The organism is Sporofaciens sp. JLR.KK001 (assembly GCF_036941055.1).
Classification (GTDB): Bacteria; Bacillota; Clostridia; order Lachnospirales; family Lachnospiraceae; genus Sporofaciens.
On sequence record NZ_JAYMNO010000001.1, the window covers coordinates 1,135,162 to 1,161,298 of the forward strand.

The 26,137-nt window shown below is 47.0% G+C and carries 23 protein-coding genes, 5 tRNA genes and 3 rRNA genes; 25 read left to right on the top strand and 6 right to left on the bottom strand.

Going from position 1 to position 26,137, the window contains the following annotated elements:
• The first annotated feature begins 15 nt into the window (after positions 1–15).
• Both VSQ62_RS06175 and VSQ62_RS06180 read left to right on the top strand, forming a co-directional pair.
• Positions 16–213, top strand: a complete 198-nt coding sequence (locus tag VSQ62_RS06175; RefSeq protein WP_334637581.1) for a group II intron maturase-specific domain-containing protein — start codon at positions 16–18, stop codon at positions 211–213.
• A gap of 89 nt (positions 214–302) precedes the next feature.
• Positions 303–1,763, top strand: coding sequence for a transposase (locus tag VSQ62_RS06180; RefSeq protein WP_334633611.1), 1,461 nt, complete (start codon positions 303–305; stop codon positions 1,761–1,763).
• A gap of 728 nt (positions 1,764–2,491) precedes the next feature.
• On the opposite strand, the gene VSQ62_RS06185 is transcribed toward VSQ62_RS06180, so the two are convergent.
• Positions 2,492–2,575, bottom strand: a tRNA-Leu gene (locus VSQ62_RS06185).
• 413 nt (positions 2,576–2,988) lie between these two features.
• On the opposite strand from VSQ62_RS06185, the gene VSQ62_RS06190 reads away from it, so the two are divergent.
• Both VSQ62_RS06190 and VSQ62_RS06195 read left to right on the top strand, forming a co-directional pair.
• Entirely contained in the window at positions 2,989–3,216 is a 228-nt protein-coding gene (locus VSQ62_RS06190) for a hypothetical protein (RefSeq protein ID WP_120397181.1), read from the top strand.
• Between the two features lie 20 nt (positions 3,217–3,236).
• Complete coding sequence (locus tag VSQ62_RS06195; RefSeq protein ID WP_334633801.1) at positions 3,237–4,955, top strand: IS66 family transposase; 1,719 nt, start codon at positions 3,237–3,239, stop codon at positions 4,953–4,955.
• A 56-nt stretch (positions 4,956–5,011) separates the two neighbouring features.
• On the opposite strand, the gene VSQ62_RS06200 is transcribed toward VSQ62_RS06195, so the two are convergent.
• A complete protein-coding gene (locus tag VSQ62_RS06200; protein WP_334633803.1) occupies positions 5,012–5,650 on the bottom strand; it encodes a lactate utilization protein in 639 nt (212 codons plus the stop codon).
• 27 nt (positions 5,651–5,677) lie between these two features.
• Complete coding sequence (locus VSQ62_RS06205; RefSeq protein WP_334633804.1) at positions 5,678–6,820, bottom strand: helix-turn-helix domain-containing protein; 1,143 nt, start codon at positions 6,818–6,820, stop codon at positions 5,678–5,680.
• A 331-nt stretch (positions 6,821–7,151) separates the two neighbouring features.
• On the opposite strand from VSQ62_RS06205, the gene VSQ62_RS06210 reads away from it, so the two are divergent.
• Positions 7,152–8,270: a DUF4317 domain-containing protein gene (locus tag VSQ62_RS06210; protein WP_334633806.1), complete on the top strand. Its 1,119-nt coding sequence runs from the start codon at positions 7,152–7,154 to the stop codon at positions 8,268–8,270.
• An 87-nt stretch (positions 8,271–8,357) separates the two neighbouring features.
• Here VSQ62_RS06210 and VSQ62_RS06215 read toward each other — a convergent pair.
• A tRNA-Cys gene (locus VSQ62_RS06215) sits at positions 8,358–8,429 on the bottom strand.
• Between the two features lie 121 nt (positions 8,430–8,550).
• Here VSQ62_RS06215 and VSQ62_RS06220 point away from each other — a divergent pair.
• The 3 genes from VSQ62_RS06220 (at position 8,551) to VSQ62_RS06230 (ending at position 10,805) form a co-directional block, all read left to right on the top strand.
• Positions 8,551–8,934 carry an HsmA family protein gene (locus VSQ62_RS06220; RefSeq protein ID WP_334633807.1) on the top strand — a complete coding sequence of 128 codons (384 nt, stop codon included), beginning with the start codon at positions 8,551–8,553 and terminating at the stop codon, positions 8,932–8,934.
• 199 nt (positions 8,935–9,133) lie between these two features.
• Positions 9,134–9,862, top strand: a complete 729-nt coding sequence (locus tag VSQ62_RS06225; RefSeq protein WP_334633808.1) for an ABC transporter ATP-binding protein — start codon at positions 9,134–9,136, stop codon at positions 9,860–9,862.
• A gap of 16 nt (positions 9,863–9,878) precedes the next feature.
• Complete coding sequence (locus VSQ62_RS06230; RefSeq protein WP_334633809.1) at positions 9,879–10,805, top strand: SufB/SufD family protein; 927 nt, start codon at positions 9,879–9,881, stop codon at positions 10,803–10,805.
• Between the two features lie 52 nt (positions 10,806–10,857).
• Here the strand turns inward: VSQ62_RS06230 and VSQ62_RS06235 are convergent, their stop codons facing one another.
• The gene (locus tag VSQ62_RS06235; protein ID WP_334633810.1) at positions 10,858–11,709 is read right to left on the bottom strand and encodes a hypothetical protein; all 852 of its coding nucleotides are present in this window, start codon (positions 11,707–11,709) and stop codon (positions 10,858–10,860) included.
• Between the two features lie 214 nt (positions 11,710–11,923).
• On the opposite strand from VSQ62_RS06235, the gene VSQ62_RS06240 reads away from it, so the two are divergent.
• Complete coding sequence (locus VSQ62_RS06240) at positions 11,924–12,505, top strand: ECF transporter S component (RefSeq protein ID WP_334633811.1); 582 nt, start codon at positions 11,924–11,926, stop codon at positions 12,503–12,505.
• A gap of 71 nt (positions 12,506–12,576) precedes the next feature.
• Here the strand turns inward: VSQ62_RS06240 and VSQ62_RS06245 are convergent, their stop codons facing one another.
• A complete protein-coding gene (locus tag VSQ62_RS06245) occupies positions 12,577–12,945 on the bottom strand; it encodes a VOC family protein (protein ID WP_334633813.1) in 369 nt (122 codons plus the stop codon).
• A 124-nt stretch (positions 12,946–13,069) separates the two neighbouring features.
• Between VSQ62_RS06245 and tsaE the strand changes: the two genes are divergently transcribed.
• The 16 genes from tsaE to VSQ62_RS06325 all read left to right on the top strand — a co-directional run bounded on the left by tsaE (position 13,070) and on the right by VSQ62_RS06325 (position 25,952).
• On the top strand, positions 13,070–13,495 hold the full coding sequence (gene tsaE, locus VSQ62_RS06250) for a tRNA (adenosine(37)-N6)-threonylcarbamoyltransferase complex ATPase subunit type 1 TsaE (protein ID WP_334633814.1): 426 nt from the start codon (positions 13,070–13,072) through the stop codon (positions 13,493–13,495).
• On the top strand, positions 13,483–14,208 hold the full coding sequence (gene tsaB / locus VSQ62_RS06255) for a tRNA (adenosine(37)-N6)-threonylcarbamoyltransferase complex dimerization subunit type 1 TsaB (protein WP_334633815.1): 726 nt from the start codon (positions 13,483–13,485) through the stop codon (positions 14,206–14,208). The genes tsaE and tsaB overlap by 13 nt, the downstream gene beginning before the upstream one ends.
• Positions 14,201–15,235, top strand: coding sequence for a threonine aldolase family protein (locus tag VSQ62_RS06260; protein ID WP_334633817.1), 1,035 nt, complete (start codon positions 14,201–14,203; stop codon positions 15,233–15,235). The genes tsaB and VSQ62_RS06260 overlap by 8 nt, the downstream gene beginning before the upstream one ends.
• Before the next feature lies 1 nt (position 15,236).
• Positions 15,237–15,755 (top strand): ribosomal protein S18-alanine N-acetyltransferase, encoded by a 519-nt coding sequence (rimI, locus tag VSQ62_RS06265; protein ID WP_334633818.1) that lies wholly within the window; start codon positions 15,237–15,239, stop codon positions 15,753–15,755.
• 52 nt (positions 15,756–15,807) lie between these two features.
• Entirely contained in the window at positions 15,808–16,035 is a 228-nt protein-coding gene (locus VSQ62_RS06270; RefSeq protein WP_334633819.1) for a hypothetical protein, read from the top strand.
• 28 nt (positions 16,036–16,063) lie between these two features.
• Positions 16,064–16,972, top strand: a complete 909-nt coding sequence (locus tag VSQ62_RS06275) for a ribonuclease Z (RefSeq protein WP_334633820.1) — start codon at positions 16,064–16,066, stop codon at positions 16,970–16,972.
• Between the two features lie 10 nt (positions 16,973–16,982).
• The gene (tsaD, locus tag VSQ62_RS06280; RefSeq protein WP_334633822.1) at positions 16,983–18,026 is read left to right on the top strand and encodes a tRNA (adenosine(37)-N6)-threonylcarbamoyltransferase complex transferase subunit TsaD; all 1,044 of its coding nucleotides are present in this window, start codon (positions 16,983–16,985) and stop codon (positions 18,024–18,026) included.
• A 3-nt stretch (positions 18,027–18,029) separates the two neighbouring features.
• Positions 18,030–18,761: a 2-C-methyl-D-erythritol 4-phosphate cytidylyltransferase gene (gene ispD, locus VSQ62_RS06285; RefSeq protein WP_334633823.1), complete on the top strand. Its 732-nt coding sequence runs from the start codon at positions 18,030–18,032 to the stop codon at positions 18,759–18,761.
• 134 nt (positions 18,762–18,895) lie between these two features.
• Positions 18,896–18,981, top strand: a tRNA-Ser gene (locus tag VSQ62_RS06290).
• 59 nt (positions 18,982–19,040) lie between these two features.
• A tRNA-Ser gene (locus VSQ62_RS06295) sits at positions 19,041–19,130 on the top strand.
• A gap of 360 nt (positions 19,131–19,490) precedes the next feature.
• Positions 19,491–21,021, top strand: a 16S ribosomal RNA gene (locus VSQ62_RS06300).
• Positions 21,022–21,117: 96 nt separating this feature from the next.
• Positions 21,118–21,235 (top strand): 5S ribosomal RNA (gene rrf / locus VSQ62_RS06305).
• A gap of 642 nt (positions 21,236–21,877) precedes the next feature.
• Positions 21,878–24,765, top strand: a 23S ribosomal RNA gene (locus VSQ62_RS06310).
• Together the 16S, 23S and 5S rRNA genes with 3 tRNA genes alongside form the textbook arrangement of a ribosomal RNA operon.
• 73 nt (positions 24,766–24,838) lie before the next feature.
• Positions 24,839–24,910 (top strand) — tRNA-Asn (locus VSQ62_RS06315).
• Positions 24,911–25,396: 486 nt separating this feature from the next.
• Positions 25,397–25,669, top strand: a complete 273-nt coding sequence (locus VSQ62_RS06320; protein ID WP_004060877.1) for a helix-turn-helix domain-containing protein — start codon at positions 25,397–25,399, stop codon at positions 25,667–25,669.
• The gene (locus VSQ62_RS06325) at positions 25,629–25,952 is read left to right on the top strand and encodes a TnpV protein (protein ID WP_334633825.1); all 324 of its coding nucleotides are present in this window, start codon (positions 25,629–25,631) and stop codon (positions 25,950–25,952) included. The genes VSQ62_RS06320 and VSQ62_RS06325 overlap by 41 nt, the downstream gene beginning before the upstream one ends.
• The last annotated feature ends 185 nt before the right edge of the window (positions 25,953–26,137 follow it).

Sequence of the window (26,137 nt, forward strand, 5' to 3'; positions counted from 1 at the left end):
AAGAGCGCCAAAAAGATGAAAGGCAGGATAAGGGAGATCACTCAGAAAAACAAAGGGTGGAGTAACGACTACCGGAGACAGAAACTTGCGGAGTATGTCAGAGGGGGGATAAATTACTACAAACTTGCAGACATGAAAGGACTGATGGAGGAGACAGACACTTCTTCTATCTGCTCTTCTCTGTCATTTACTGGAGGACAGCGCAGATATTAAGTGTTGCCCTCACCAATAAAATAATAGCCAAGTTGGGATATATCAGCTCTGACGCTTAAAAAAAAATTAATAAAAAAACCTCCCATTTTATGGGAAGATGCGCGATAATAGAAGTAACCAAACAACTATTTTTTCGCACCACCATAAAAGAGAGGAGGTTTTACTATGAAGCAAGAATAAAAATCAGAAGAAAAGAGGTTAGGGAACACCTGGAACAGTTGAACCTTGCATGTGAATTAGCCAAGCTAATCCGGCATTTTTTCCCAGATCTTTTACCCCTGTTAAAACAGATTCCAGATCCCAGAAACCAGAGCTATATTACCTATCCTGCTGTGTTACTTCTTATGACCCGTATCCTTTCTTCTCTATTTTACATCAGCAGTATGAGGAAAACAAGTGAAGAATTCAATTCCAGTGAAATGATCAAAAACATCTGGCATCTATCCGGGGAGGAACAGACCGTGGAGGAGCTTCCCTACTGGGAAACCATCAACCGGTATCTGGAAAAAGTAGATCCGGAAAAATTGCAGGACATCTTAAACCGCCTTTGCAGCAGGCTTCTTTGCAGCCGGGCTTTTGAAAATATGCGAATCAGGGGCAAGTACTGGCAGGTGATCATAGATGGAACGCAGCTTTGCAGCAGCCGGAGGGAACTGGATGGGAAAAGCCTGCACCGGACCCATAACAAGGGGACGGAAAAAGAGTATCAGGAGAACTATTATTATGTGCTGGAAGCAAAGCTGGTACTGCATCCGAAAATCCTGATCAGTATTCAGACGGAATTTGTGGATAATGAAGAGGGAAAAGAAATGGAGAAACAGGACTGTGAAAGGAAGGCCTGCTGGCGTTTAATGGAAAAGCTGAAAAAAGCGTTTCCAAGGTTGCCGATCTGCCTGTGCGGGGACAGTCTGTATGCCTGTGAAGGTTTCTTTGAGAGATGCAAAGGAAAAAACTGGCGGTATATCCTGCGGTATAAGGAGGGGAGCATCCCGAGCATTGGGGAAGAATACAGAGAACTGAAAGAAATGGAGAAGAATTACCAGGAGCGCGAAACACAGACTGGGAAGGAATGGTATGATTACGTGACAGATATAGATTATAAAGGACATCAGGTAAATCTGGCAGAGTATGGAGAAAGCGGGGAGCATATCTGCAAAAAGGGCAGGAAAAAGGGAAAAGCAGAAACGATCCGGAAAGAATTCTGGTTTCTCACAGATCTGCCAATCACCAGAAAAAATGTGGCAGGACTGGTGGAGCGCGGAAGGATGAGATGGAGAATCGAGAATGATGGGTTCAACGCGCAGAAAAGGCAGGGATACCATCTGGAACACCAGTACAGCAGGAATTATCAGGCACTGAAAAACCATTATTATCTGATCCAGATTGGGCACATGATCAGCCAGATCATGGAGGCTTGGGAAAAAATATGGAAAAAGGTAAAGCAGAGTAGGGAGCAAAAGCACAGGAGGATACTGGAATCCATGAAAGAGACTCCATTGAGAGAATACAAGGAAGAGATCGCTAAAAAGATACAAATACGGTTGATATAGAGGACCATGTGGAAAGGTGGTGAAGGAGCAGATAACAACAAAAGTTAAAAAAGCAGAATACAGGGATTTTATGGCTTAAATAAGATTGCGTTGATAAAGCAAAATGAGAAAATAAAATCCAATGTACTCTGAGAGTGTAAGTATAAATTTAAGCGTCAGAGCTGGGGATATATATCCATGCTTGACTATTATCTGAAAGTTGCGTGAAAACTATTGAACCGCTGTATACCGAACGGTACGTACAGTGGTGTGGGAGGTCGGCTGCTCAACTAATGGGTAGCCTCCTACCCGATATTTTTTGAGGTCATGCGTCAGGGGAGGATTATCTAGTACACCGAATAATAAGTAACCAGCCATATAACTTGCCTGATTTTCCATCTGCGTCGTTGTTGTCAATCGGCGTAACGCCCACTACGCCTCATTCCTCCGCCTTGCATATGAAAAATCATTTTGCGTTATATGGCTAGTACATCATTGCATTAATTCTTGAGTAATAAGCACTTGCTATCCATGCCATCTGCACGCCTACGAACCTAGATGTAGCCCGCTACACCGTCGGTTCGTAGACGCACAGCTGACACGAATATCAAGCACTATTACTTCAAGATTAATGCAATGATGTACTAGGAACTTATTTTTCGGTGTACTAGTGTGCCCTATTTTAAAATTTGGAGAAAAGAAAAATCCCGGAAGACCTTGCTTTCAAGGTTTCCAGGATTCTCAGTCAATGCGGAGAAAGGGACTTGAACCCTCACAGGATGAACTCCCACTAGAACCTGAATCTAGCGCGTCTGCCATTCCGCCATCTCCGCTCACAAAAAGTATTCTAACACAGAACTCCAATTTTTGCAAATACTTTTTATGATATTTTAAAAATAATTTTTAAAACCGTTACTTTTCACACCCACGCCAGTAATAGGCTTTTTAGAAAGTGTTGGTAAATGTGCTGAAATTGAAAAAATTTTTATCCACAGTAAATGATACGTTTGAGGACAAAATGTTAATAATATTTTGTCCTCAGGTATTTCTTGTGGATAACATTTTCTCCTTTCTGTTTTTCGTCTTAAAATCCCCTTCTCACATCTTTTTCTGCGTGGTTTGATATCCATTTGTCTTGAAAAATCAACGATTTATCCCTGGCAAAATGACGAATACCAGATTTCCTTCATTCGCTTTTTTTCCAGATTTCTGCTATACTTTTTTTATTACAAGTGCGGAGGCAGCAATGAGTAAAGAAACATCACTTATAAAAAAATATGAATTACAGATCTCTAAATTGGAGAATGCTCTTAAAGAAGCAGAAAATGTAATCCGAATCCAGGAAAAATGCATTCGGACTTCGGAAGAGCTTCTTGAACAGAAAGAAGAATATATTTCCATGCTGACATTACAACTGGAAGAGACAATAGAATTAAGCAGAACGATGGCACAGGTATTAGATTCCCGCCCCTAATTCATCAAAGGAGAGTACAGATGAATCCATTTGAATATACAAGTGCATTACAGTACAAAGTGAAATCACTGGCACAGCAGATCGCCGAATTTAAATCCGGCGAGAGATACCGGAAATTAGAAGAAGAATATAAGAGTATTATTCGGAAACTTGAAAAAAATATCCGGGAATTAAAACAAGAATTAGCACAGGCACGTAAGGAGATCCGGTCTGTCCGGAAGCAATGGATGGAAGCAAATGATGATCTTTACCACGAATGCCAGAAAGAACTTGACAGGAAGGACCGTCTCATTGCAAAGCTCAAAAAAGAGAATCTGGAAGTTGTTCGCCAGAGAGATGAAGCATTAGATAAATGCCGTGATATAAGACAGGAATTCTACAGGGTAGGGGCTGAACTGGAGGAAGAAAAAGGCCTGAACCAAAAACTGACTGCGCAGGTCAATATGGATTTTGAGAATTCATCCATCCCCTCTTCCCAGCAGAAACCCGGCAGGAAAAAAATCCCGAACAGCCGGGTAAAAACTGACCGGAAACCAGGCGGACAGCCAGGCCATGCCGGACACCGCAGGAAGCTCCATGCCGTAACAGAGACACATGAAATCCCTGCGCCTGCAAAATACCTGGATAAAGAGAATTATTATGAGACAGGAAAAATCATTCGGAAACAGAAAGTGGTCATCCAGATGTCTGTAGCGGTCATGGAATATACGACAAAGGAATACCGTGACAAAAGAACCGGAGCCCGTGTACATGCTCCATTTCCAGAAGGATATATCAATGAAGTGAACTATGACGGGACGGTGAAGGCACTTGCCTTTCTCCTGAGCAATGAATGCAACGTATCCCATGGAAAAATAAGAAAGCTAATCTCAGAATTGACAAAAGGCGAGATCGAACTGTCCGACGGCATGATCAATGGTCTTACCAGGGAATTTTCAGAGAAAACAGCGGAAGAGAAAAAAGAGATTATAAAGAAACTAATGCAGTCTCCGGTCATGAATGCAGATTTTACAAACGCATCTGTAAATGGGCACAGTGCGCAGGTCCTTATACTTGCATCCCCGATCGCAGATGTGGCACTTTATATAGGCAGGGAGAAAAAAGGGCATAAAGGAATAGAAGGAACGCCGCTTGAGAATTATGTTGGGATTGTCTTGCATGACCATGACAAGACATTTTACCGTTATGGAACAAAACATCAGGAGTGTACCCAGCATGACTGCCGCTATCTGATCGGCAGCGAGCAGAATGAGCCGCAGCTGGAATGGAACAAGGAGATGCACGGATTGTTCCAGGAGATGCTGCATTACCGAAATGGGTTGGGGGAGAAAGAACTTGATCCGATAATTGTTGAGGGATTCGAGAAAAGGTATGATGAAATCCTGAACAAGGCGGAGAAAGAATATCAGGATGAGCCGCCAACTGAGTATTATAGGGAAGGGTATAATCTATTTCTCCGGTTAAGGGAATATAAAGAAAGTGAATTATTGTTCCTGCATGACAAACGGGTTCCAGCCAATAATTCCCTATGTGAAAGATTGGCAAGAGTCTACAAACGAAAACAGAAGCAGGCAATTACTCTGCGGAGCCAAGAAAGTTTAAACGATATTTGTAATGGCTTAAGCATAGTCTATTTGTTACGCTCACAAAATGTAGATGTATATCAGAAGATATCAGAAATATATGAACGGAAACGCCCGCCCAAAATAAAACAGGAAAAGGTTGTTGCTAAAGCTTAACGCCAAAGCAGCAACCTTTTCTTTATTTTGCAGATGGCGTGGGTGTGAAAAGTAACTTAAAACCCTAAATCATCATTCACAAGTATGACCTTGATCCTCCCCGCAGCTTTTGAAAATCTGGTTACCAGGAACTGACAGCATATAGTGTCTTTTGACTTACAGTCAAAACAAGTTCCATATTCAGAACACGGCGTATCCAGACCAAACCGCTGAGCATTCACAGGCGCAGCCTCATTTCTGGCCCGGGACACCGCATTTTCCACATCCTTTACTACCTTATTCATTCCGATGATCATCAGAACATTCCTTGGACCGTTGGCTATTGCAGACACACGGTTCCCAATTCCGTCTATATTGACTAAGATACCGTCTTCCGTGATCGCATTAGCGCTTGTGAGGAAATAATCGCAGTCATATGCGATCAGTTCGATTTCCCTCTTTTCTTCAGGAGTCTTGGCTGCTTCTCGGTTATATGTCTTATAATTTCCCTCGCAGACCGCCTGCTTTAATCCGATCTCATTGACAGACACAGAGCCTCCCCATGAGATGCTGCTTCCCTCCGGGATCCACTCCAAAGCCTTTGCCAGGGCAGCTTCCTTCGTCTCGGCATAATAACCTTCCATGTTGCGGGACACAAGCCCTTTTATGATCCTTTCCCCTAACAAACGATTCCTCTTTGCGCGATTTTCATTCATCCTTTCATTCCTCCTCTGTCTTGCCCTTTAATAAAAATATTCTTTTCCCAGTCTTAATATGTAGATTGCAAGCATGATTTTCACACGATTCTCATTTTTCAAAATGTCGTACCCAAGAATCTTCTTGATCTTATCTAGTTTGTAGGCCAGGGTATTCTTATGACAATATATTGCTTTTGATGTTTTCACTGCACTGCATTCATTCTCAAAATAAATTTCCAAAAGCTTCATATAATCGGTATGATTCTTCTCATCATACGTGATCAGACTGCCAACCGTCTCCTGTACAAATGCCGGATAGACTGCCTCTTCCTTCACATCCGCAAGAATCTTATAAACACCCAATTCGTCATAACTAAGCAGGTTCTTAGGAATCGCCGTCTTGGTCAGTTGATATGCCGTATAAGCATTTTCATAGGAGCGGTGGATATCTCGGATTCCGTCCACCATCGTACCGATTCCGATATATACGTTAGGATCATTCCCGCAGATCTTCTGGGTTTCTTCCTGTATCTTTGACATTACAGATCCGGCCGCAAGAATCGTAAGCCGCCCTTTCTCTTCGTATGTGATCGTATTTCCCATAACGTAACGGATAGACTTCTCAATCTTATGCAGACGTTCATTTCCCTCATCATTGTCATATGCATGGCAGCTAAGTATAATGATCGTATATGCCATATCGCGGAAAAATCCATTTCTCTCAAAATGGCTGAGATACAATCCTTCATTCTCCGGATAGTAGATCGCATTCTTCAGCGCAGCGATCAGGTTCGTTTCTCTCTGTTCATTCTTCAAAAGTATCTCGGCAAACAGGCGCATAATATCTATATACGGTGTTGTCCAGGCTGCCGAAAAGATAGGGAATCTTATCTCGTTACAATAATCAACGATCTTCTGCGGAAATTTCTTCTTGCCACGGAAAGACATGACCATACCGCCCGCATGGACCTTGTTAAGCTCGTCAATATAGTCTCGCACCCACTCTTCTGAAGTGCCGCTCAAACCTGAATTAAAGACTAGTTCGTCGCCATGGAGCATCGGAATAAATTCTATCTCCTCTACGGTATGCATCCAGGCGATCGTCTTATCAAAGCAGCTATTGGTATGCAGCTTTACATTGAATTGCGGCGGAATCTTCGAATACAAATATTCCAGTTCAACTGCCATCCTGAATACTCCCTTCTTTTTACCCTCAATTCTATATATTCCTTTTTATAGTATATCATTTTTGTGCTCTAAGTACAATTATTTTTAAAATTTATGTCTCTGTAACCTATATCAAAACACGTTCTCCCATGATATATTGTATTTGGAACACAAATCATGCTTTCAAGCATCCCCCGAAATTGTGTTTCATAATTTTTACCTTTCAGAATTATTTTTCAAAAAAGACCCCTGAAGTTCTGCTTTTCGGGTCCTTTTTCTTTTATTAAGTTGTAAACTCTCCGCAAATATGCTAAGATTGAATACATTCTGAGAAGAGGAAGTGTAAGTAATTATGAACAAGAAAGAAGTATTGGAGATCCGCAGGCAATTTACTCCTGAAAATTGTGCGGTCACCCGTATCTGCGGCTGCTACGTGGATCATGAAAAAGAGAAAAAGGCAGAACTTAAAAAGGCATTTCTGTCCCTTCCGGAGGAAGAAGCGTTCAAATATTTTGACATTTTCAAACATACTCTTTCCGGAACGCTTGGAAAGAATCTGATCAATATGGAATTTCCGCTGGATCAGGAATTAAACGGCGGAACACAAGAATTCCTTCTGAAGCTGCGGGACAGCAAGCTGGAGGATGATGTGCTGATCGAAGAGTTCTATGATAAGGTTATTGAGAATTATATTTATGCTGAGAACTATTATATCATCCTGATCCATGCAGTCTACGATATCCCGGGAAGATCTTCGGACGGACTGGAGATGTTCGATGCGTCGGATACCGTGTATGAGCATATTCTATGCAGTATCTGCCCGGTGAACCTGACAAAGGCCGGACTTACATATAACGCTGAGACTAATAACATAGAAGACAGGATCCGTGATTGGATCGTGGAAGTGCCCGCGAAAGGTTTTCTATTTCCGGCTTTTCAGGATCGTGCAAGCAATGTACACAGCATCCTGTATTACACTAAGAAACCAGAAGATCTTCAGCCGGAATTGATCACTAATGTTCTTGGAAGCACGATTCCGCTGACGGCAGGCGATCAGAAGACAACTTTCCAGACCATCATAAGCGACACGCTCGGTGAGGAATGTGGCTACGAGGTCATCCGCAGCATTCATGACAATTTGAATGAGATGCTGGAAGAAGCCAAAGAAGAACCGGAACCGCTGGAGCTTTCCAAACCGGATGTCAAGAAGCTGCTCACAAGGAGCGGAGTATCTCAGGAGAAATTAGAGTCTTTTGATGAGGAATTTGAAATGGCAGTCGGGGAGAAGAAAACCCTTCTCGCGTCCAATATCGCCAATGTCAAGACCTTCCAGATAGAGACGCCCGATGTAGTGGTGAAAGTGAATCCAGAACGTTCTGATCTGGTAGAAACCCGCATGATCGATGGCCGCCGCTGTCTGGTCATTGCTATTGATGACCATTTGGAAGTGAATGGGATTGAGGTTCATTAAAATAGAGACCGGTTTTTTTGATTGTTTTAACGTAGTCTGGAAAATAAAAAAAGCCCGAGAAACTTTGAATTTCTGGGCTTTTCTAAGAGGCGCAGACCGGATTTGAACCGGTGAATCAGGGTGTTGCAGACCCATGCCTTACCACTTGGCTACTGCGCCTTACTGTGAACATTCAGAATCTTGACTGTTCCAACAACGAATATTATAACAAATCTTCATAGCTACGTCAAGGTGTAAATTTTTAAAAATTCAGCATATAAGAAATAATGGAGTGTTTAAAATGACAGGAAAATTAATAACCGCAATTGTTACAATAACATTGGCTTTAGTTTTTTATACAATCGGTGTGTGGTCAGAGCATCGAAGCAAACAACTGAAAAAAAACCATCTGATATTTTTCTGGTTTGGACTTTGCATGGATACAACAGGTACAATCTTGATGGGGCAGATTGCAGAACAGTCTATGTTTACAGGGAAACTATCACTACATGGTGTAACGGGTATGCTTGCGATTATTTTAATGATTGTGCATGCAATATGGGCTACGATTGTTTTGGTAAAGAATAATGAAGACTCGGCAAAGAATTTTCACAGATTTAGTATTGCTGTTTGGGCAATCTGGCTTGTCCCGTATATTCTTGGGATGATTATAGGGATGAGATAAAATCTTTGATTTAAGAGTAAAGCCCATGTCGAAAGATAAGCGTGCGAGAGTTAAATCATTATAAATTGGCTTGAAAAACACGCTCGCTGACTTTATAATATATTAAGTTATACTTATGGCCGATGAAGTCTGCCGTGGGTCTTACGTCAGATTTATCTGACCCTCAGGATAACAAGTCGAGAAAGGGAGCGTAGAATATATGCTTGAAGTAAAGGACCTCACATTTAAGGTAAATGAGAATGGAATAGAAAGAAGCATTGTGAAGAATATCAGTTTCCATGTGGATGACGGTGAGATGCTTGTGATCACCGGACCCAACGGCGGCGGGAAGTCGACGCTTGCCAAGGTGCTCATGGGGATCGAATCTGCGGACGGCGGGCAGATCCTGCTTAATGGGGAAGATATCACCTCCTATGATATCAACCACCGGGCGAATGCCGGGATTGGGTTCGCATTTCAGCAGCCTCCAAGGTTCAAGGGAATGACGGTTGACAGATTGCTGTCCTTAGCCGCAGGACACGAGCTTAAGGAATGCGAATGCTGTGAATTGTTGAGCAGAGTGGGCTTATGTGCCCAGGAGTATATCCGGCGTGAAGTAGATGCGACGCTCTCCGGCGGTGAGATGAAGCGCCTGGAGATCGCGACCGTGCTGGCGAAGCCGCATAAGCTCTGTATCTTTGATGAGCCTGAGGCGGGGATCGATCTGTGGAGTTTCTCGATGTTGATCCGGGAATTCGAGAAGATCCATGATAAGAAGAAGGAGAGTCTTATATTGATCTCTCATCAGGAGCGTATTATCAGAATGGCAGACCGTATCATGGTGATCGAGGACGGAACGATCGGGGCGATCGGAGCCAGGGAAGAGATACTGCCGAAGCTTATGGACAAGGGCGATAGCTGCAGTTGCATGAATCGGGCAGATATATAGCAGGAGGGCGTGAAGGATGACAAAATTAGATGAGATTACAGAGAAGATACTGCGTCAGATCGACGAATCCGGATTTAAGCAGAAGGGAGCCTTTAATCTGCGCCACAATGGGATCGCACTCTGTCACGGAGACAGCGAACACATTAAGATCAAGAAGAAGGAAGACCGGCAGGGGATCGATATTTTCATAGACGGAGAGACGAAAGGGGAACAGGTGCATATCCCGGTGGTGGTGGATGCATCCGGAATGCAGGACAAGGTCTATAATGACTTCTATATCGCCGAGGGCGCGGAAGTGACCATCGTCGCGGGCTGCGGGATCCATAACAGCGGATGCAATGAGAGCCGTCACGAAGGAATCCACTCTTTCCATGTGGGAAAGGGGGCTAATGTACGCTATGAAGAGAAGCATTACGGCGAGGGTGAAGGAACCGGTTCGAAGGTGCTGAATCCTGTTACGGCGATTTATCTGGAGGAAGAGGCTGTATTTACCCTGGACACGGCGCAGATCAAGGGGGTCGACTCCACCGTGCGCGAGACCGAGGTGGAGATGGGCGCGGGCTCTAAGTTATATGTGATAGAGAAGTTAATGACCCATGACGATCAACTGGCGGAATCCAACATGGAAGTGCGGATGAATGGAGACGGAAGCTCTGCCCAGATCATTTCCAGGTCTGTGGCGAAGGGAAGCTCCAGGCAGGTGTTCCATCCAAAGGCAGTGGGCAATGCCAGCTGCCACGCCCATGTGCAGTGCGATTCGATCATTATGGATCATGCCGAGGTAAGCTCGATTCCGGAGATCAACGCAAGGCATATAGACGCGGCGATCATCCATGAGGCGGCGATCGGCAGGATCAACGATGAACAGTTGGTGAAGCTGCGCACTCTGGGAATGACAGAAGAAGAGGCGGAAGGGATCATAATAGATAATTTCCTGAATTAGACAAGGGGATGCAGTAGGATAGAATGATACTGCATCCCCTTTTACGAATGGGCTACCGTACTGCGAATTTCCGTACCAGGCAGCTAATGATGCCGGCAATGCACAGAGGCAGCAGCACGGAACGCATGGAGCCGTATACCTTCAGGGCGCCCTGTATGCCCAGAAGCGGCGATGGGGAGACAGGAACCAGACTGTGGAAGAAGAAAGCAAGGTATGAACCGGCATAGATAAATACGAAGGAGAACAGTCCGCTTCCGGTATCCACTTTGCGGCCTCTATAGTCGGTTCTTCTGCTCGTGGCAAGGACGAACAGGAAAGAGAAGAGTTCGAACAGGAGCAGGAAGGCGGCAACTATAGCGTAGGCTGCGAGAATATAATTCTTTTCGAGCACGGCATGGATGATATCGCCGTAAGCCCTGTGGTTTTCCCAGAAATTAACTGCCAGCGTATAAGTGATAACGCCGATCAGGATCAGGGTTGCACTGCGCAGCAGCAGGCTGATAAGCCGGTAAATGAATCTAATGCTGGTTGCGGCCGTCTTAGAGGCAGGAGAGATCAGGTCAGGAGACAGGAGTCTCTTCTTATAGCGGCTGCTGCGGTGGTTGTCATAGTCATAGTTATAATCTTCATCGTCATAATCGATGTCTTCATAGCGGTCATAACTGCGTCGGCCGTAACTGCGGCGTTTGTATCTGCCGCCGTAATCCGTATCGCGCCGTCCGTCATTATATTCGGTGACATAACGGTCATCCGCATATTCAGAATCATATGGTTCATCGGTAGATTCGTCATTTAATTCCTTGCGCAGGAAATTAGAGTATTCCTCTTCCTGATAGATGACTTCGAAGTCGTCATTGAAGAAATCTGCCGTATTTTCCCTGGATTTCCTATTATTTATACTCACGTGCCAAATCCTCCTTGAAATGCGCAACAGTTCAGACAAGCAGCCCTGTTACTAAAATGTTTTATATTATAGTATGTTTTATCAGAAGTCTCAAGAGATATAACAAAATGTTCATGAATATATAATAATTTTTTTAGAAATTAACGAATGGGTATATCTTGTATTAATGGAGATAACGGCTTATAATAACAATTTGGAAAAGGAGGGACCCGGGATGAAGGTAAGATATATGGCGCAGATGGGAATGCTTGCGGCGATTTCGGTTGTATTGATGCTGTTTGAGATACCATTGCCGTTTGCTCCGGCATTCTATGAGATTGATTTTAGTGAGGTGCCGGTGATGGTGGGCTGTTTTACGATGGGGCCGCTTGCGGGCGCAGGTATAGAATTCCTTAAGATCCTGCTGAATTTCGCTGTTAACGGAACGGACACGGCGGGAGTCGGCGAATTCGCTAATTTCCTGATCGGCTGTTCGCTTGTGGTGCCGGCGGCGGTGATCTATAAGAGAAAGCGGACCAAATCAGGCGCGGTGATCGGTATGGCTGTGGGAACGGTGTTCATGACGGTTGTAGGATGCTTCCTCAACGCGTTCGTATTGCTGCCGGCCTATGCCAAGGCGTTTGGGATGCCGATGGATGCGTTGATCGGTATGGGCTCGGCCGTCAACGGTTATATCAAGGATCTGGCTACATTTGCCATATTTGCAGTGGGGCCGTTTAATCTGTTAAAGGGATTTCTGGTATCCTTGATCGTGCTGTTGATCTATAAGAAGATCAGTCCGATCTTGAAAATGTAGTGCACACAGGGCGGAGTCCGGCAGCGGAAGTCCGCCCTGATCTGAGATTCCCGCAGGTGAAATGCGGTGTTTTAGGATGCGGGGCAGATCTCGATCCAGTATCCGTCCGGGTCATTGATGAAATAGATGCCCATCTCCGGATTCTCAAAGCATACGCAGTTCATCTCTTTGTGAAGCGCCAGTGCGGCGTCCATATCATCTGTACGCATTGCCAGATGTGATTCGTTATCGCCCAGTTCGTAAGGCCTGTCCATATCACGGAGCCAGGTAAGTTCCAGGAGATGCGGGGTCGTCTCATCCCCAAGGAATGCCAGCTTGAAGCTTCCGTCTTCGGCAGCTGTCTCCCGTGTGACAGTCAGTCCCAGCGCCTTCTGATAGAAATCAATGGATTTCTTAAGATCCAGGACATTGATATTATTGTGGTAGAATGTAAATTTCATGATTTTGCCTCCTTAGTAAATTTTCATGGCTGTAAAATAAGTATATCATGAGTAGCACAAGAAAGAAAGATGTGATATAATAGGAAGCGCCTTGAGAACAAGAATATAGGATGGAGACGGCTTCATGATTATAGAGACGAACAGCGAACGTGAGACATATGAATTAGGTGTAAGGATGGGGCGGGAGGCGAAGGCGGGACAGGTCTATACACTGATCGGAGATCTTGGTGTCGGGAAGACGGTATTTACCAAGGGCCTGGCAGAAGGACTTGAGATCGGGGAACCGGTCAGCAGCCCTACATTTACCATTGTGCAGATATATGAGGGAGGGCGTCTGCCCTTCTATCATTTTGATGTCTATCGGATCGGGGATGTAGAAGAGATGGACGAGATCGGGTATGAGGACTATATCTATGGAGAAGGAGTCAGCCTGATCGAGTGGGCAGACTTGATCGAAGAGATTCTTCCGGAACATTATACGGAGGTTCGGATTGAGAAGGAACCGGAGAGAGGATTTGATTATCGGAGGATTAGCATATGCGGATATTAGGGCTGGACAGCTCGGGCCTTGTTGCAAGTGTAGCGGTCGTAGAGGCCAGAGAGACAGAAGAGGTAACCATAGCAGAGTATACGATGAATCTAAAGAAGACGCATTCACAGACGCTGCTCCCCATGTTGGATGAGGTGGTCAGGATCATAGAGCTTGACCTGGATACGATAGATGCTATTGCAGTGGCGGCGGGGCCGGGATCATTTACCGGCCTTCGAATAGGCTCGGCCACCGCGAAAGGACTTGGACTTGCGCTTAGGAAGCCTCTGATCCATGTGCCTACGCTTGCGGGGCTTGCGTACAATCTGTGCGGCACCGATAAGATCGTGTGTCCCATCATGGATGCCAGAAGAGGACAGGTATATACGGGAATCTATGAATTCCAGGGGGAAGAACTGATCATACTGGAGGATCAGATGGCGGTCAGTATTGAGGAATTGGGCGAGAGGCTCTGTGCATATGACAGAGAGGTCATATTCTTAGGGGACGGGGTTCCGGTTTTTGCAAATATACTTGTTGACAGTATCATGGCGGGCAGGAAGCTTTCGTTCGCACCGGCGCATATGAATCGGCAGCGGGCGGCTTCGGTGGCGTCGCTTGGTATCCGGTACTATAGGGCAGGCAGGATAGAGACTGCGGCAGAGCATCAGCCAGACTATCTCAGGATGTCGCAGGCTGAACGAGAGAGAAGGGAGAGGCTGGGACATGATTAGATTCGAAAGTGATTATCTGGAGGGGGCGCATCCCCAGATTTTAAATAGGCTGGAGGAGACGAATTTTGATCAGACGGCAGGGTACGGCAATGATCCGTTCTGCGACAGCGCAAGGGAGAAGATCAGAGGCTTATGCGGGGGCGCGGACGTTGACGTACATTTTCTAGTTGGAGGAACGCAGGCGAATTTTACCGTGATCAGTGCGATACTCCGCTCCTATCAGGGAGTTTTAGCGGCGGTGACCGGGCATATCAATGTACATGAGACCGGTGCGGTAGAAGCAACCGGACATAAAGTCCTGCCGCTTCCAAGTGAAGACGGCAAGATCACGGCAGAGCAGGTGCAGCATGCATACGACGTGCACTGGAACGACGCAGACCATGAGCACATCGTGCAGCCAGGCATGGTCTATATCTCTCAGCCGACAGAGAATGGGACGCTCTATAGCAGGAAAGAATTGCTGGCGCTTCATGATACTTGCGAGAGACTGGGGATTCCGTTATTCCTTGACGGAGCGCGGCTGGGTTACGGATTGATGGCAGAGCCGAATACACTGACGCTTGCAGATATAGCGGAGCTGACGGATGTATTTTACATCGGAGGAACGAAAGTGGGCGCTTTATTCGGGGAAGCGGTTGTAATATCGAATCCGGTGCTTAAGAAGGATTTCCGTTATCTCATCAAGCAGCATGGAGGGATGCTGGCGAAAGGGAGACTGCTTGGAATCCAGTTTGATACTCTGTTTGCCGGTGGGCTGTATTTTGAGATTTCGAAGCATGCGGACAGGCTTGCCATCCGGCTTCGCGAAGCATTTGTGAAGAAGGGGTATGGATTGCGGTTTGATTCTTATACGAACCAGCAGTTTCCGATTCTCCCCAACAGCCATATAGAGCGCCTTAGGAAGAAGTATTCCTTTGCATTCTGGGAGGCTGTAGATGATACTCACAGTGCGGTGCGGTTCTGCACGAGCTGGGCGACCCGGGAAGAGAGTGTGGATGAATTGATCCGGGATATTGAGGAGTTATAAGATGTGGGTTCTGCGTGAGGCCGGTGGGCAGGATGCGGCCAGGATTGCGGCTCTGGAGAGCGAGATATTCCCGGACCCATGGACGGAAAATGGGATCAGGGAGACCTTATGCCAGAATAATACGGCGGTGATCGGCGCATGGAAAGACGGGAAGCTGGCAGGCTATGTCATCTTATACTATGTGTTGAATGAGGGCGAAATCGCAAGAATCGCAGTAGACGCACAGAACCGCCGCCAAGGGGCTGCCGGTCTGTTGTTTGAACGGGCGCTGGAAGTGTGCGGCGACAGAGGGATCGAACGGCTGATGCTGGAAGTCAGGGAGAGCAATGAGGCAGCGATCGCATTCTATAGGAAATGCGGTTTCACAAGAGACGGACTTCGGAGAGGATATTATGAGAAGCCTAAGGAGGATGCGGTTCTCATGAGCAGAGATTGTCGGCGCGCAGTCAAAAGTTTTGGAAATCAGGTGGCAGCGTTGACAGCAGTTCCCACTGGAATGCGGGAAACGAAGCAGATATAATGTAGGCGTAACAAATAAGAGAAAGTGACAGGATACTCACAGGAGGAATTGTATGCGCCAGTACAGAACAGAATTAGAGAAAACAGAGAAGATCGAGAAAATCATTTGCAATAAATGCGGGAAAGAGATTCTGGTACGCCAGGGGGTTCCACAGGAGGATGTGCTTGAAGTGGAGAAGCGATGGGGATATTTCTCAAGGAAAGATAACCAGGTAGACCAGTTCGATCTCTGCGAGGATTGCTACGATGAATTCGTTAGAAGTTTTCGGATAAAAATATAATCAGGATTGTGGAAGATCGAGGTAGAATATGCTGGATGTATGTTTGTTGGGAACAGGAGGTATGATGCCCCTGCCGTACCGGTGGCTGACGTCGCTTATGGTCAGGTACAACGGCAGCAGTCTTCTGATTGACTGCGGAGAAGGGACCCAGATAGCAATAAAGGAGAAAGGATGGGGCTTTAAAGCGATCGATGTGATCTGCTTTACACATTATCACGGCGACCACGTAAGCGGCCTCCCGGGGCTACTGCTCACTATGGGTAATGCGGACCGGACAGAACCGCTGACGATCGTGGGGCCGAAAGGGCTGGAGCGCGTGGTGGGCGCTTTGCGCGTGATAGCGCCGGAGCTGCCGTTTCCGATTAGATATAGAGAGATTACCGAGCCGGAGCAGTCATTCGAGATGAATGGCTACCGGCTGAAAGCATTTCGGGTCAATCATAATGTCCTGTGCTACGGATATACGCTGGAGATCGACCGAGTCGGAAGGTTTGATGTGGACCGGGCAAATGCTGCAGGGATTCCGCAGAGATATTGGGGAATGCTGCAGAAGGGTGAGACGGTGGACGTGGATGGCAGTATCTATACGCCAGATATGGTTCTTGGACCGGCGCGGAAAGGGCTTAAGATCGCTTATTGTACGGATACGAGACCGACGGATTCTATCAGAAATAATGCTGCGGGAGCCGATCTCTTTGTATGTGAGGGGATGTACGGAGAGAAGGACAAGCTTAAGAAGGCCAAAGAATATAAGCATATGACATTCTATGAAGCGGCGCATCTGGCAAAAGATGCCAATGTCAGGGAAATGTGGCTGACTCATTACAGTCCGTCTCTTACGAAGCCCGAAGAGTATATGGAGGAAGTACGGGCAATATTCCCCCAGGCGATAGCGGCGAAGGACAGAAGAACAGTGGAACTTGTATTTTCGGAATAGGAGTGTAAGTATGGGAGATAAGAAAGATACCGATAAAAAAGATACGCTGATTCTTGCGATTGAGAGTTCCTGTGATGAGACGGCGGCCGCGGTTGTTAAGAATGGGCGTGAAGTGAGATCTAATATCATATCTTCACAGATAGCGCTGCACACCCTGTACGGCGGGGTCGTTCCGGAGATCGCTTCCAGGAAACATATTGAGAAGATCAATCAGGTAATAGAGGCTGCATTGGCGGAAGCGGAAGTTACACTGGAAGAGATCCATGCGGTCGGCGTTACATATGGTCCGGGGCTTGTGGGCGCTCTTCTGGTCGGAGTTGCGGAGGCGAAAGCAATCGCATACGCGGCGAAGAAGCCTCTGATCGGGGTACATCATATAGAAGGACATATTGCTGCGAACTATATTGAACATCCTGAGCTGGAACCGCCGTTCTTGTCGCTTGTGGTGTCTGGGGGACATACGCACCTAGTGCGGGTGAAGGATTACGGCAGTTTTGATATTATCGGAAGGACAAGAGACGACGCTGCGGGCGAAGCATTTGACAAAGTGGCGCGGGCGATCGGACTTGGGTATCCGGGAGGACCCAAGATAGATAAGGTGTCAAAAGAGGGGGATCCGGATGCGGTGATATTTCCGCGCGCCCATATGGAGGACGCTCCATATGATTTCAGCTTCAGCGGATTAAAGTCCGCCGTGCTGAATTATATCAACGGGTGCCGGATGAAAGGGATCGAATATGATCAGGCTGACGTGGCAGCGTCTTTTCAGAAGGCGGTGACGGATGTGCTGGTAGAGAACGCGATGCATGCAGTGGAGGAATTTAAGGCGGACAGGTTCGCGATCGCGGGAGGCGTTGCGTCTAACAGCGCGCTTCGTGCGGCGATGAAGACAGCGTGCGAAGAACGGGGGATCAGGCTCTATTATCCGTCCCCGGTATATTGCACGGATAATGCAGCTATGATCGGAGCGGCGGCTTATTACGAGTATATCAATGGAACAAGGCATGGATGGGATCTTAATGCGGTTCCGAATCTGAAACTGGGAGAGAGATAACACATGAAGATGCGTGAACGAAAGAGATGTACGGCAATTATTCTGGCAGCAGGCCAGGGGAAGCGCATGGGGACCGCGGTTCAGAAGCAGTATATTGAGTTGGACGGGAAGCCTCTGATCTATTATCCGTTAAAGGTATTTCAGGATTCGGATCTGATCGATGAGATTATACTTGTCGCGGGAAGCGGCCAAGTGTCCTATGTCCAGGATGAGATTGTAAGAAAATATCACTTCAGTAAAGTAAGCGTAGTCACAGAGGGCGGAAAAGAGCGTTATGATTCTGTGTGGAGAGGGCTTAAGGCAATGCGGCGGGAGGGAGCCGGTCTGGAGGAAGAGCAGGGATATGTATTTATCCATGACGGAGCGCGCCCATTTGTAGATGAAGCAATCATAAAAAGAGGCTATGAAAGCGTAAAGAAGCACAAAGCCTGTGTGGCAGGAATGCCGAGTAAGGATACTGTTAAGCTGATAGATGAAAATGATTTTGCAGTTAAGACTCCGGAACGGAAATATGTATGGATCGTACAGACACCCCAGATATTTGAAGAAGCATTGATCGTGGAGGCATATTCCAGATTGGCAGAACAGGAATGCATTCATGTGACAGATGACGCTATGGTCGTGGAAGAGATGATGGGGACTGCAGTCAAGCTATATGAAGGGTCCTATGAGAATATCAAGATTACGACTCCGGAAGACTTGAAAATAGCGATAGCCTTTCTAAAAAGTCGTTAAATATCGGATTTTATAGCATTTATTAGAATAGAATAAAAAAATGTGGAAAAAATGGAAATTAGATATTGACGTCAGAATTGTTGTGTGGTAGAATCATCTATGTCGCTGAAACGCGGCGGGTTAATTGAATATATGGAGAGGTATCGAAGTGGTCATAACGAGGCGGTCTTGAAAACCGTTTGTCCGAGAGGGCGCGTGGGTTCGAATCCCACCCTCTCCGTTGAAAAAACTATCAGTCAATCGGACGGTAGTTTTTTCTGTGAGAAATCAGCAAGCTCTGGAGAAGTACCCAAGCTGGCCGAAGGGGCTCCCCTGGAAAGGGAGTAGGTCGTTAATAGCGGCGCGAGGGTTCAAATCCCTCCTTCTCCGTTTAATATGGTGCATGAAAAAAGATGTTGAAAAAAGTTAAAAAAAGGCTTGACAAACATAAAGATGCATGATATTATATCAAAGCTGACTCGCGAGAGATGCGAAAGTAGCGAAGAACCTTGATAATTAAACAATAGACAACATCCCTGAAAATTTCTTATAAGAGAAAAATTCAGAACGAGACATCGAAAGATGTCAACCTAAAAACAGTAAAGTAAACGGGAAAAGAAAAGCGAGCATTTTTCTTGACCCGGATTGGACTTAAAGGATGCTTCGGCAATACTAAGCTTGTGAAAAACCTCGCTAAGTATTGCGAAGCGTCTAAATGCTAAGGCTTGTGTAAAACCAAACCTTAACTTTTTAGACGAGAGTTTGATCCTGGCTCAGGATGAACGCTGGCGGCGTGCCTAACACATGCAAGTCGAGCGAAGCGCTTGAATCTGATTCTTCGGATGAGGATTCTTGTGACTGAGCGGCGGACGGGTGAGTAACGCGTGGGCAACCTGCCTTACACAGGGGGATAACAGTTAGAAATGACTGCTAATACCGCATAAGACCGCAGTACCGCATGGTACAGCGGTAAAAACTCCGGTGGTGTAAGATGGGCCCGCGTCTGATTAGGTAGTTGGCGGGGTAACGGCCCACCAAGCCGACGATCAGTAGCCGACCTGAGAGGGTGACCGGCCACATTGGGACTGAGACACGGCCCAGACTCCTACGGGAGGCAGCAGTGGGGAATATTGCACAATGGGGGAAACCCTGATGCAGCGACGCCGCGTGAGCGATGAAGTATTTCGGTATGTAAAGCTCTATCAGCAGGGAAGAAAATGACGGTACCTGACTAAGAAGCCCCGGCTAACTACGTGCCAGCAGCCGCGGTAATACGTAGGGGGCAAGCGTTATCCGGATTTACTGGGTGTAAAGGGAGCGTAGACGGCTGTGCAAGCCAGATGTGAAAGCCCGGGGCTCAACCCCGGGACTGCATTTGGAACTGTGTGGCTGGAGTGTCGGAGAGGCAGGCGGAATTCCTAGTGTAGCGGTGAAATGCGTAGATATTAGGAGGAACACCAGTGGCGAAGGCGGCCTGCTGGACGATGACTGACGTTGAGGCTCGAAAGCGTGGGGAGCAAACAGGATTAGATACCCTGGTAGTCCACGCCGTAAACGATGACTACTAGGTGTCGGGTGGCAAAGCCATTCGGTGCCGCAGCCAACGCAATAAGTAGTCCACCTGGGGAGTACGTTCGCAAGAATGAAACTCAAAGGAATTGACGGGGACCCGCACAAGCGGTGGAGCATGTGGTTTAATTCGAAGCAACGCGAAGAACCTTACCTGATCTTGACATCCCGGTGACCGGGACTTAACCGTCCCTTCTCTTCGGAGCACTGGAGACAGGTGGTGCATGGTTGTCGTCAGCTCGTGTCGTGAGATGTTGGGTTAAGTCCCGCAACGAGCGCAACCCTTATCTTTAGTAGCCAGCATTTGAGGTGGGCACTCTAGAGAGACTGCCAGGGACAACCTGGAGGAAGGTGGGGATGACGTCAAATCATCATGCCCCTTATGACCAGGGCTACACACGTGCTACAATGGCGTAAACAAAGGGAAGCAAGCATGTGAATGTGAGCAAATCCCAAAAATAACGTCTCAGTTCGGATTGTAGTCTGCAACTCGACTACATGAAGCTGGAATCGCTAGTAATCGCGAATCAGAATGTCGCGGTGAATACGTTCCCGGGTCTTGTACACACCGCCCGTCACACCATGGGAGTCAGTAACGCCCGAAGCCGGTGACCCAACCAATCGGAGGGAGCCGTCGAAGGTGGGACCGATAACTGGGGTGAAGTCGTAACAAGGTAGCCGTATCGGAAGGTGCGGCTGGATCACCTCCTTTCTAAAGGAAAAGAAGTAAGGGAATGTTGTCTATTGTTTAGTTATCAAGGATGGAGAGAGTAAGTTAATGGTTCTGTCAAAAGGGTCGTTGGCAATGTCTGGTGGCGATGCGCTTAGGGGAAACACCCGTACCCATCCCGAACACGATGGTTAAGCCCTAAGCGGCCGATGGTACTGCATTGGAGACGGTGTGGGAGAGCAGGTGGCTGCCAGACTATAAAAATCTTAGTGAAGACATTCGAAGAATGGCTGAGGTTAGATTTTTAAGTCGCTCACTGAACGAATGTGAAGTGAACACACCTAATATCGTATAATGAAAGTGTTCGGAATATTTGACAGATGGCAGAAGCCGTCGAAAAGATCCGAGGGATTTTCACATAGATACGGGCATGGATGAGCTACAACTCATCGGCGCCAACCCAATCAGCAGGGCAGTGCTGTTTCGATACTACAGAATACTAAGTTCGTAAAAAACCTCACTAAGTATTCTGCATGCGTCGCACGTAAGAGTCTAAAAAACAGACTCTAAGTGCTCACCGCGATGGTTTTACCAGTGATTAGAGATTTGAAATAGAATGAAGTTCTAAAGCGGAGCTTTAGAACAACCTTCACACTAGATTCGTGAGGGACCTCATCAAGTGTTCAGGTTTCTAATGACTGATAAAGCATTCAGTCAACATGTACCTTGAAAACCGCATACAAGAAATAAATGAAATGATGAAGATATTAATATCTAATTCAAGACATCCGAGGTAATACTTCGAAGAAAACGAAGAAAAATAATTGACCTATAGCCAACGCCGGCAACGCTATGCCGGTGAGGATGAGCGGGACGATCCCGTTTCCGCGAGTCAGTTGGTCATGCAGAAAAGAGCATATGGTGGATGCCTTGGCACTAAGAGCCGATGAAAGACGTGATAAGCTGCGAAAAGCTTCGGGGAGGAGCACATATCCAACGATCCGGAGATATCTGAATGGGGAAACCCGGCGGAGAAGACCTCCGTCATCCTTACGCCAATCCATAACGTAAGGAAGGGAACCCGGTGAACTGAAACATCTAAGTAGCCGGAGGAAGAGAAAGAAACATCGATTTCCAAAGTAGCGGCGAGCGAAATGGAAAGAGCCCAAACCAGGGTGCATGCATCCTGGGGTTCGGACCGCATAATTGATTCATGAGTTTTAGCAGAACGGTTTTGGGAAAGCCGGCCAGAGAGGGTGAAAGCCCCGTAAGCGAAAAGACGAATGACAAGGCGGGATCCAGAGTACCACGAGACACGTGGAACCTTGTGGGAATGAGCGGGGACCACCCCGTAAGGCTAAATACTCCTTAGTGACCGATAGCGCATAGTACTGTGAAGGAACGGTGAAAAGGACCCCGGGAGGGGAGTGAAAGAGAACCTGAAACCATATGTTTACAAGCTGTGGAACACCTATATATGGTGAACCGCGTACTTTTTGTAGAACGGTCCGGCGAGTTGCGCTGGCCGGCGAGGTTAACTTCTATAAGGAAGGGAGCCGAAGGGAAACCAAGTCTTAAAAGGGCGAGTAAGTCGGTCGGAGCAGACCCGAAACCGGGTGATCTATCCATGTCCAGGATGAAGCTGCCGTAAAAGGCAATGGAGGTCCGAACCCACATCCGTTGAAAAGGGTGGGGATGAGGTGTGGATAGGGGAGAAATTCCAATCGAACCCGGAGATAGCTGGTTCTCCTCGAAATAGCTTTAGGGCTAGCCTCATACAAGTCTAGCGGAGGTAGAGCACTGAATTTCCTAGGGGGCGTCAAAGCTTACCGAAGAATATCAAACTCCGAATGCCGCCGAGATGGTGTATGGGAGTCAGACTGCACGAGATAAGTTGGGCAGTCGAAAGGGAAAGAGCCCAGACCTACAGCTAAGGCCCCAAAATGTGTGTTAAGTGGAAAAGGATGTGGGATTTCAAAGACAACTAGGATGTTGGCTTAGAAGCAGCCATACATTCAAAGAGTGCGTAATAGCTCACTAGTCGAGAGGTCCTGCGCCGAAAATGTCCGGGGCTGAAACACACTGCCGAAGCTTAGGGATCAGAAATGATCGGTAGAGGAGCATTGCATACTGGAGGAAGCAGTACCGATAAGGAGCTGTGGACGGTATGGAAGAGAGAATGCCGGAATGAGTAGCGAGAGGAAGGTGGGAATCCTTCCGGCCGAATATCCAAGGTTTCCAGGGTAAAGCTGATCTGCCCTGGGGAAGTCGGGACCTAAGGCGAGGCCGAGAGGCGTAGTCGATGGACAACAGGTTGAGATTCCTGTACCACAATAAGACAGAACTGTGGGGACACGTGTGGAGAGCATAAGCCGGGAATGAAGAGACCGGTGCAAGCGAGGTAGGAGTTGTAGAGGCAAATCCGTACAATGATCCGAATACGTGATGCGGACCGAAGAAGAGTAGGGAAGTATGTGAGCCATGCGTCGAGAAAAGCCGCTATCGTTCTTATTGTGCCCGTACCGTAAACCGACACAGGTGGATGAGGAGAGAATCCTAAGGCCGACGGGAGAAGCATTGTCAAGGAACTCGGCAAAAAGACTCCGTAACTTCGGGAGAAGGAGTGCCAGGTAAGACTGGCCGCAGAGAATAGGCCCAAGCAACTGTTTAGCAAAAACACAGGTCTGTGCGAAACCGAAAGGTGAAGTATACGGGCTGACGCCTGCCCGGTGCTGGAAGGTTAAGAGGAGAGGTTAGCGAAAGCGAAGCTTAGAATTGAAGCCCCAGTAAACGGCGGCCGTAACTATAACGGTCCTAAGGTAGCGAAATTCCTTGTCGGGTAAGTTCCGACCCGCACGAAAGGCGTAATGATTTGGGCACTGTCTCGACAATGCACCCGGTGAAATTGAAGTACCAGTGAAGATGCTGGTTACCCGCGCCAGGACGGAAAGACCCCATGGAGCTTTACTCCAGCTTGATACTGGGATTCGGTATTGCATGTACAGGATAGGTGGGAGGCAGAGAAGTGGTGACGCCAGTTGCCATGGAGCCGCTGTTGGGATACCACCCTTGCAGTATTGGATTTCTAACCAGAGGCCGTAAGCCGGCCTGGGGACAATGTCAGGTGGGGAGTTTGACTGGGGCGGTCGCCTCCGAAAGGGTATCGGAGGCGCTCAAAGGTTCCCTCAGAATGGACGGAAACCATTCGGAGAGCGCAAAGGCAGAAGGGAGCTTGACTGCGACACCGACGGGTGGGGCAGGTACGAAAGTAGGACTTAGTGATCCGGTGGTATAAAGTGGGATTGCCATCGCTCAACGGATAAAAGCTACCCTGGGGATAACAGGCTTATCACTCCCAAGAGTTCACATCGACGGAGTGGTTTGGCACCTCGATGTCGGCTCATCGCATCCTGGGGCTGAAGTAGGTCCCAAGGGTTGGGCTGTTCGCCCATTAAAGCGGTACGCGAGCTGGGTTCAGAACGTCGTGAGACAGTTCGGTCCCTATCCGGCGTGGGCGTAGGATATTTGAGAGGAGCTGTCCTTAGTACGAGAGGACCGGGATGGACTGGCCGCTGGTGTATCTGTTGACTTATCAAGGTCATGGCAGAGTAGCCAAGCCGGGAGGGGATAAACGCTGAAGGCATCTAAGCGTGAAGCCCCCCTCAAGATGAGATATCCCAACGCAAGTTGTAAGACCCCTTGAAGACGACAAGGTAGATAGGGCGGAGGTGGAAGTGCAGTAATGTATGGAGCTGACCGCAACTAATCGGTCGAGGGCATGACCAAAGCGGAGATAGGTAGAAGAAGGATGAACAGGATTTCTTGTATGCAGTTTTGAAGGTACATGTATATATTATAATCCTCGATAGCTCAATGGTAGAGCACACGGCTGTTAACCGTGGGGTTGTTGGTTCGAGCCCAACTCGGGGAGTTTGAAAAGCCCGTAAACATCAGCGTTTACGGGTTTTCTTTGTTTAAATGTCAAGCCTTGAAAGAGGCACAATAGATCGCATGGCTGCAAAAACAGGCATGTGAGTGTTAACTGAATATTCTAATGCTTGAGAGCCACCAATTTAAAGCTTCGGAGCCACTTGTAATTTAATGTTTGAGGGTCATCTAAGAATACTAGATATAGTATGTGCTATTTTATACCGCTTATTATATTGTTCCAGAATTGCTTTAGAACTGCAAGGGTAAATGCACTGCATTGCAGCCCTTGCAGTTCTAAAGCAATTCTGGTGTAGGGTAATCAAGCGGTTAAGGATAACCTTACTATGCCCGTGGTGTTACTACATATTGTGGTGGCTCTCAAGCATTAAAATATACAAAATCGGTGGCTCCGAAACTTTAAAACAGTGGCTCTCAAGCATTAGAATAATCACAAGCGCCCATCCGGGGCAGAAAGGCAGGGAGAAAAATGCACATCAGCTACAAACCGCTCTGGCACACGCTGATAGAGCGCAACATGAGGAAAGAGGATTTAAGGCTTGCCGCTGGACTGACCACAAATATGATTGCCAATATGGGCAAAGAGGGAAAACACATCAGCATGGACACGCTGGCACGAATCTGCGAAACGCTGGATTGTGGCATTATGGACGTGATTGAACTGGCCAGTGACGAGCCTTCCGCCACAGGAGGGAACGATAATGGAAAAACTGAAAGAAAGAATCACAGAGAACGGCATTGATTATATTCTGGTAGGCGATTATTATATCCCGGACTTGAAGCTGGCGGAAGAAAACCGCCCCATCGGACGCTATGGGCGGCTGCACCGGGAATATCTCAAACAGGAACATCCGGCACAGTACAGTTCCCTTATCCTGACAGGGAAATTATGGACATACCTTGCTGGTCTGAACGAACAGGCGGAGGAACGGCTGGACGTAATCATCGAGCAGATGAAAACTGCCGAGGGAGTGACCGAGGAACTGAAAGTCCAAAACCAGCTTGAATGGGTAGGCCAAATCTAAACTTTTGGATTTGCTGCAAAATCCAAACTTAGAAGAAATCCAAACGTTCCTCTGTAAATCCTTTATTTAAGGCATTTTTTGATATAAAAGTTTGGATTTTGTTTTGTACTTCTCTTGTCAGAAATGAGAATAAATTGATTGAAACAGAGCTAAATAGCAATGTTTTACGCATTTTGTCATAATTG

What these genes read in the sequence shown, in the direction of transcription:
- VSQ62_RS06175 (WP_334637581.1), top strand. Translation starts at nt 16, where the DNA reads ATGAAAGGCAGGATAAGGGAGATCACTCAGAAAAACAAAGGGTGGAGT.
- VSQ62_RS06180 (WP_334633611.1), top strand. Translation starts at nt 303, where the DNA reads ATGGGAAGATGCGCGATAATAGAAGTAACCAAACAACTATTTTTTCGC.
- VSQ62_RS06190 (WP_120397181.1), top strand. Translation starts at nt 2,989, where the DNA reads ATGAGTAAAGAAACATCACTTATAAAAAAATATGAATTACAGATCTCT.
- VSQ62_RS06195 (WP_334633801.1), top strand. Translation starts at nt 3,237, where the DNA reads ATGAATCCATTTGAATATACAAGTGCATTACAGTACAAAGTGAAATCA.
- VSQ62_RS06200 (WP_334633803.1), bottom strand. Translation starts at nt 5,650, where the DNA reads ATGAATGAAAATCGCGCAAAGAGGAATCGTTTGTTAGGGGAAAGGATC.
- VSQ62_RS06205 (WP_334633804.1), bottom strand. Translation starts at nt 6,820, where the DNA reads ATGGCAGTTGAACTGGAATATTTGTATTCGAAGATTCCGCCGCAATTC.
- VSQ62_RS06210 (WP_334633806.1), top strand. Translation starts at nt 7,152, where the DNA reads ATGAACAAGAAAGAAGTATTGGAGATCCGCAGGCAATTTACTCCTGAA.
- VSQ62_RS06220 (WP_334633807.1), top strand. Translation starts at nt 8,551, where the DNA reads ATGACAGGAAAATTAATAACCGCAATTGTTACAATAACATTGGCTTTA.
- VSQ62_RS06225 (WP_334633808.1), top strand. Translation starts at nt 9,134, where the DNA reads ATGCTTGAAGTAAAGGACCTCACATTTAAGGTAAATGAGAATGGAATA.
- VSQ62_RS06230 (WP_334633809.1), top strand. Translation starts at nt 9,879, where the DNA reads ATGACAAAATTAGATGAGATTACAGAGAAGATACTGCGTCAGATCGAC.
- VSQ62_RS06240 (WP_334633811.1), top strand. Translation starts at nt 11,924, where the DNA reads ATGAAGGTAAGATATATGGCGCAGATGGGAATGCTTGCGGCGATTTCG.
- VSQ62_RS06245 (WP_334633813.1), bottom strand. Translation starts at nt 12,945, where the DNA reads ATGAAATTTACATTCTACCACAATAATATCAATGTCCTGGATCTTAAG.
- tsaE (WP_334633814.1), top strand. Translation starts at nt 13,070, where the DNA reads ATGATTATAGAGACGAACAGCGAACGTGAGACATATGAATTAGGTGTA.
- tsaB (WP_334633815.1), top strand. Translation starts at nt 13,483, where the DNA reads ATGCGGATATTAGGGCTGGACAGCTCGGGCCTTGTTGCAAGTGTAGCG.
- VSQ62_RS06260 (WP_334633817.1), top strand. Translation starts at nt 14,201, where the DNA reads ATGATTAGATTCGAAAGTGATTATCTGGAGGGGGCGCATCCCCAGATT.
- rimI (WP_334633818.1), top strand. Translation starts at nt 15,237, where the DNA reads ATGTGGGTTCTGCGTGAGGCCGGTGGGCAGGATGCGGCCAGGATTGCG.
- VSQ62_RS06270 (WP_334633819.1), top strand. Translation starts at nt 15,808, where the DNA reads ATGCGCCAGTACAGAACAGAATTAGAGAAAACAGAGAAGATCGAGAAA.
- VSQ62_RS06275 (WP_334633820.1), top strand. Translation starts at nt 16,064, where the DNA reads ATGCTGGATGTATGTTTGTTGGGAACAGGAGGTATGATGCCCCTGCCG.
- tsaD (WP_334633822.1), top strand. Translation starts at nt 16,983, where the DNA reads ATGGGAGATAAGAAAGATACCGATAAAAAAGATACGCTGATTCTTGCG.
- ispD (WP_334633823.1), top strand. Translation starts at nt 18,030, where the DNA reads ATGAAGATGCGTGAACGAAAGAGATGTACGGCAATTATTCTGGCAGCA.
- VSQ62_RS06320 (WP_004060877.1), top strand. Translation starts at nt 25,397, where the DNA reads ATGCACATCAGCTACAAACCGCTCTGGCACACGCTGATAGAGCGCAAC.
- VSQ62_RS06325 (WP_334633825.1), top strand. Translation starts at nt 25,629, where the DNA reads ATGGAAAAACTGAAAGAAAGAATCACAGAGAACGGCATTGATTATATT.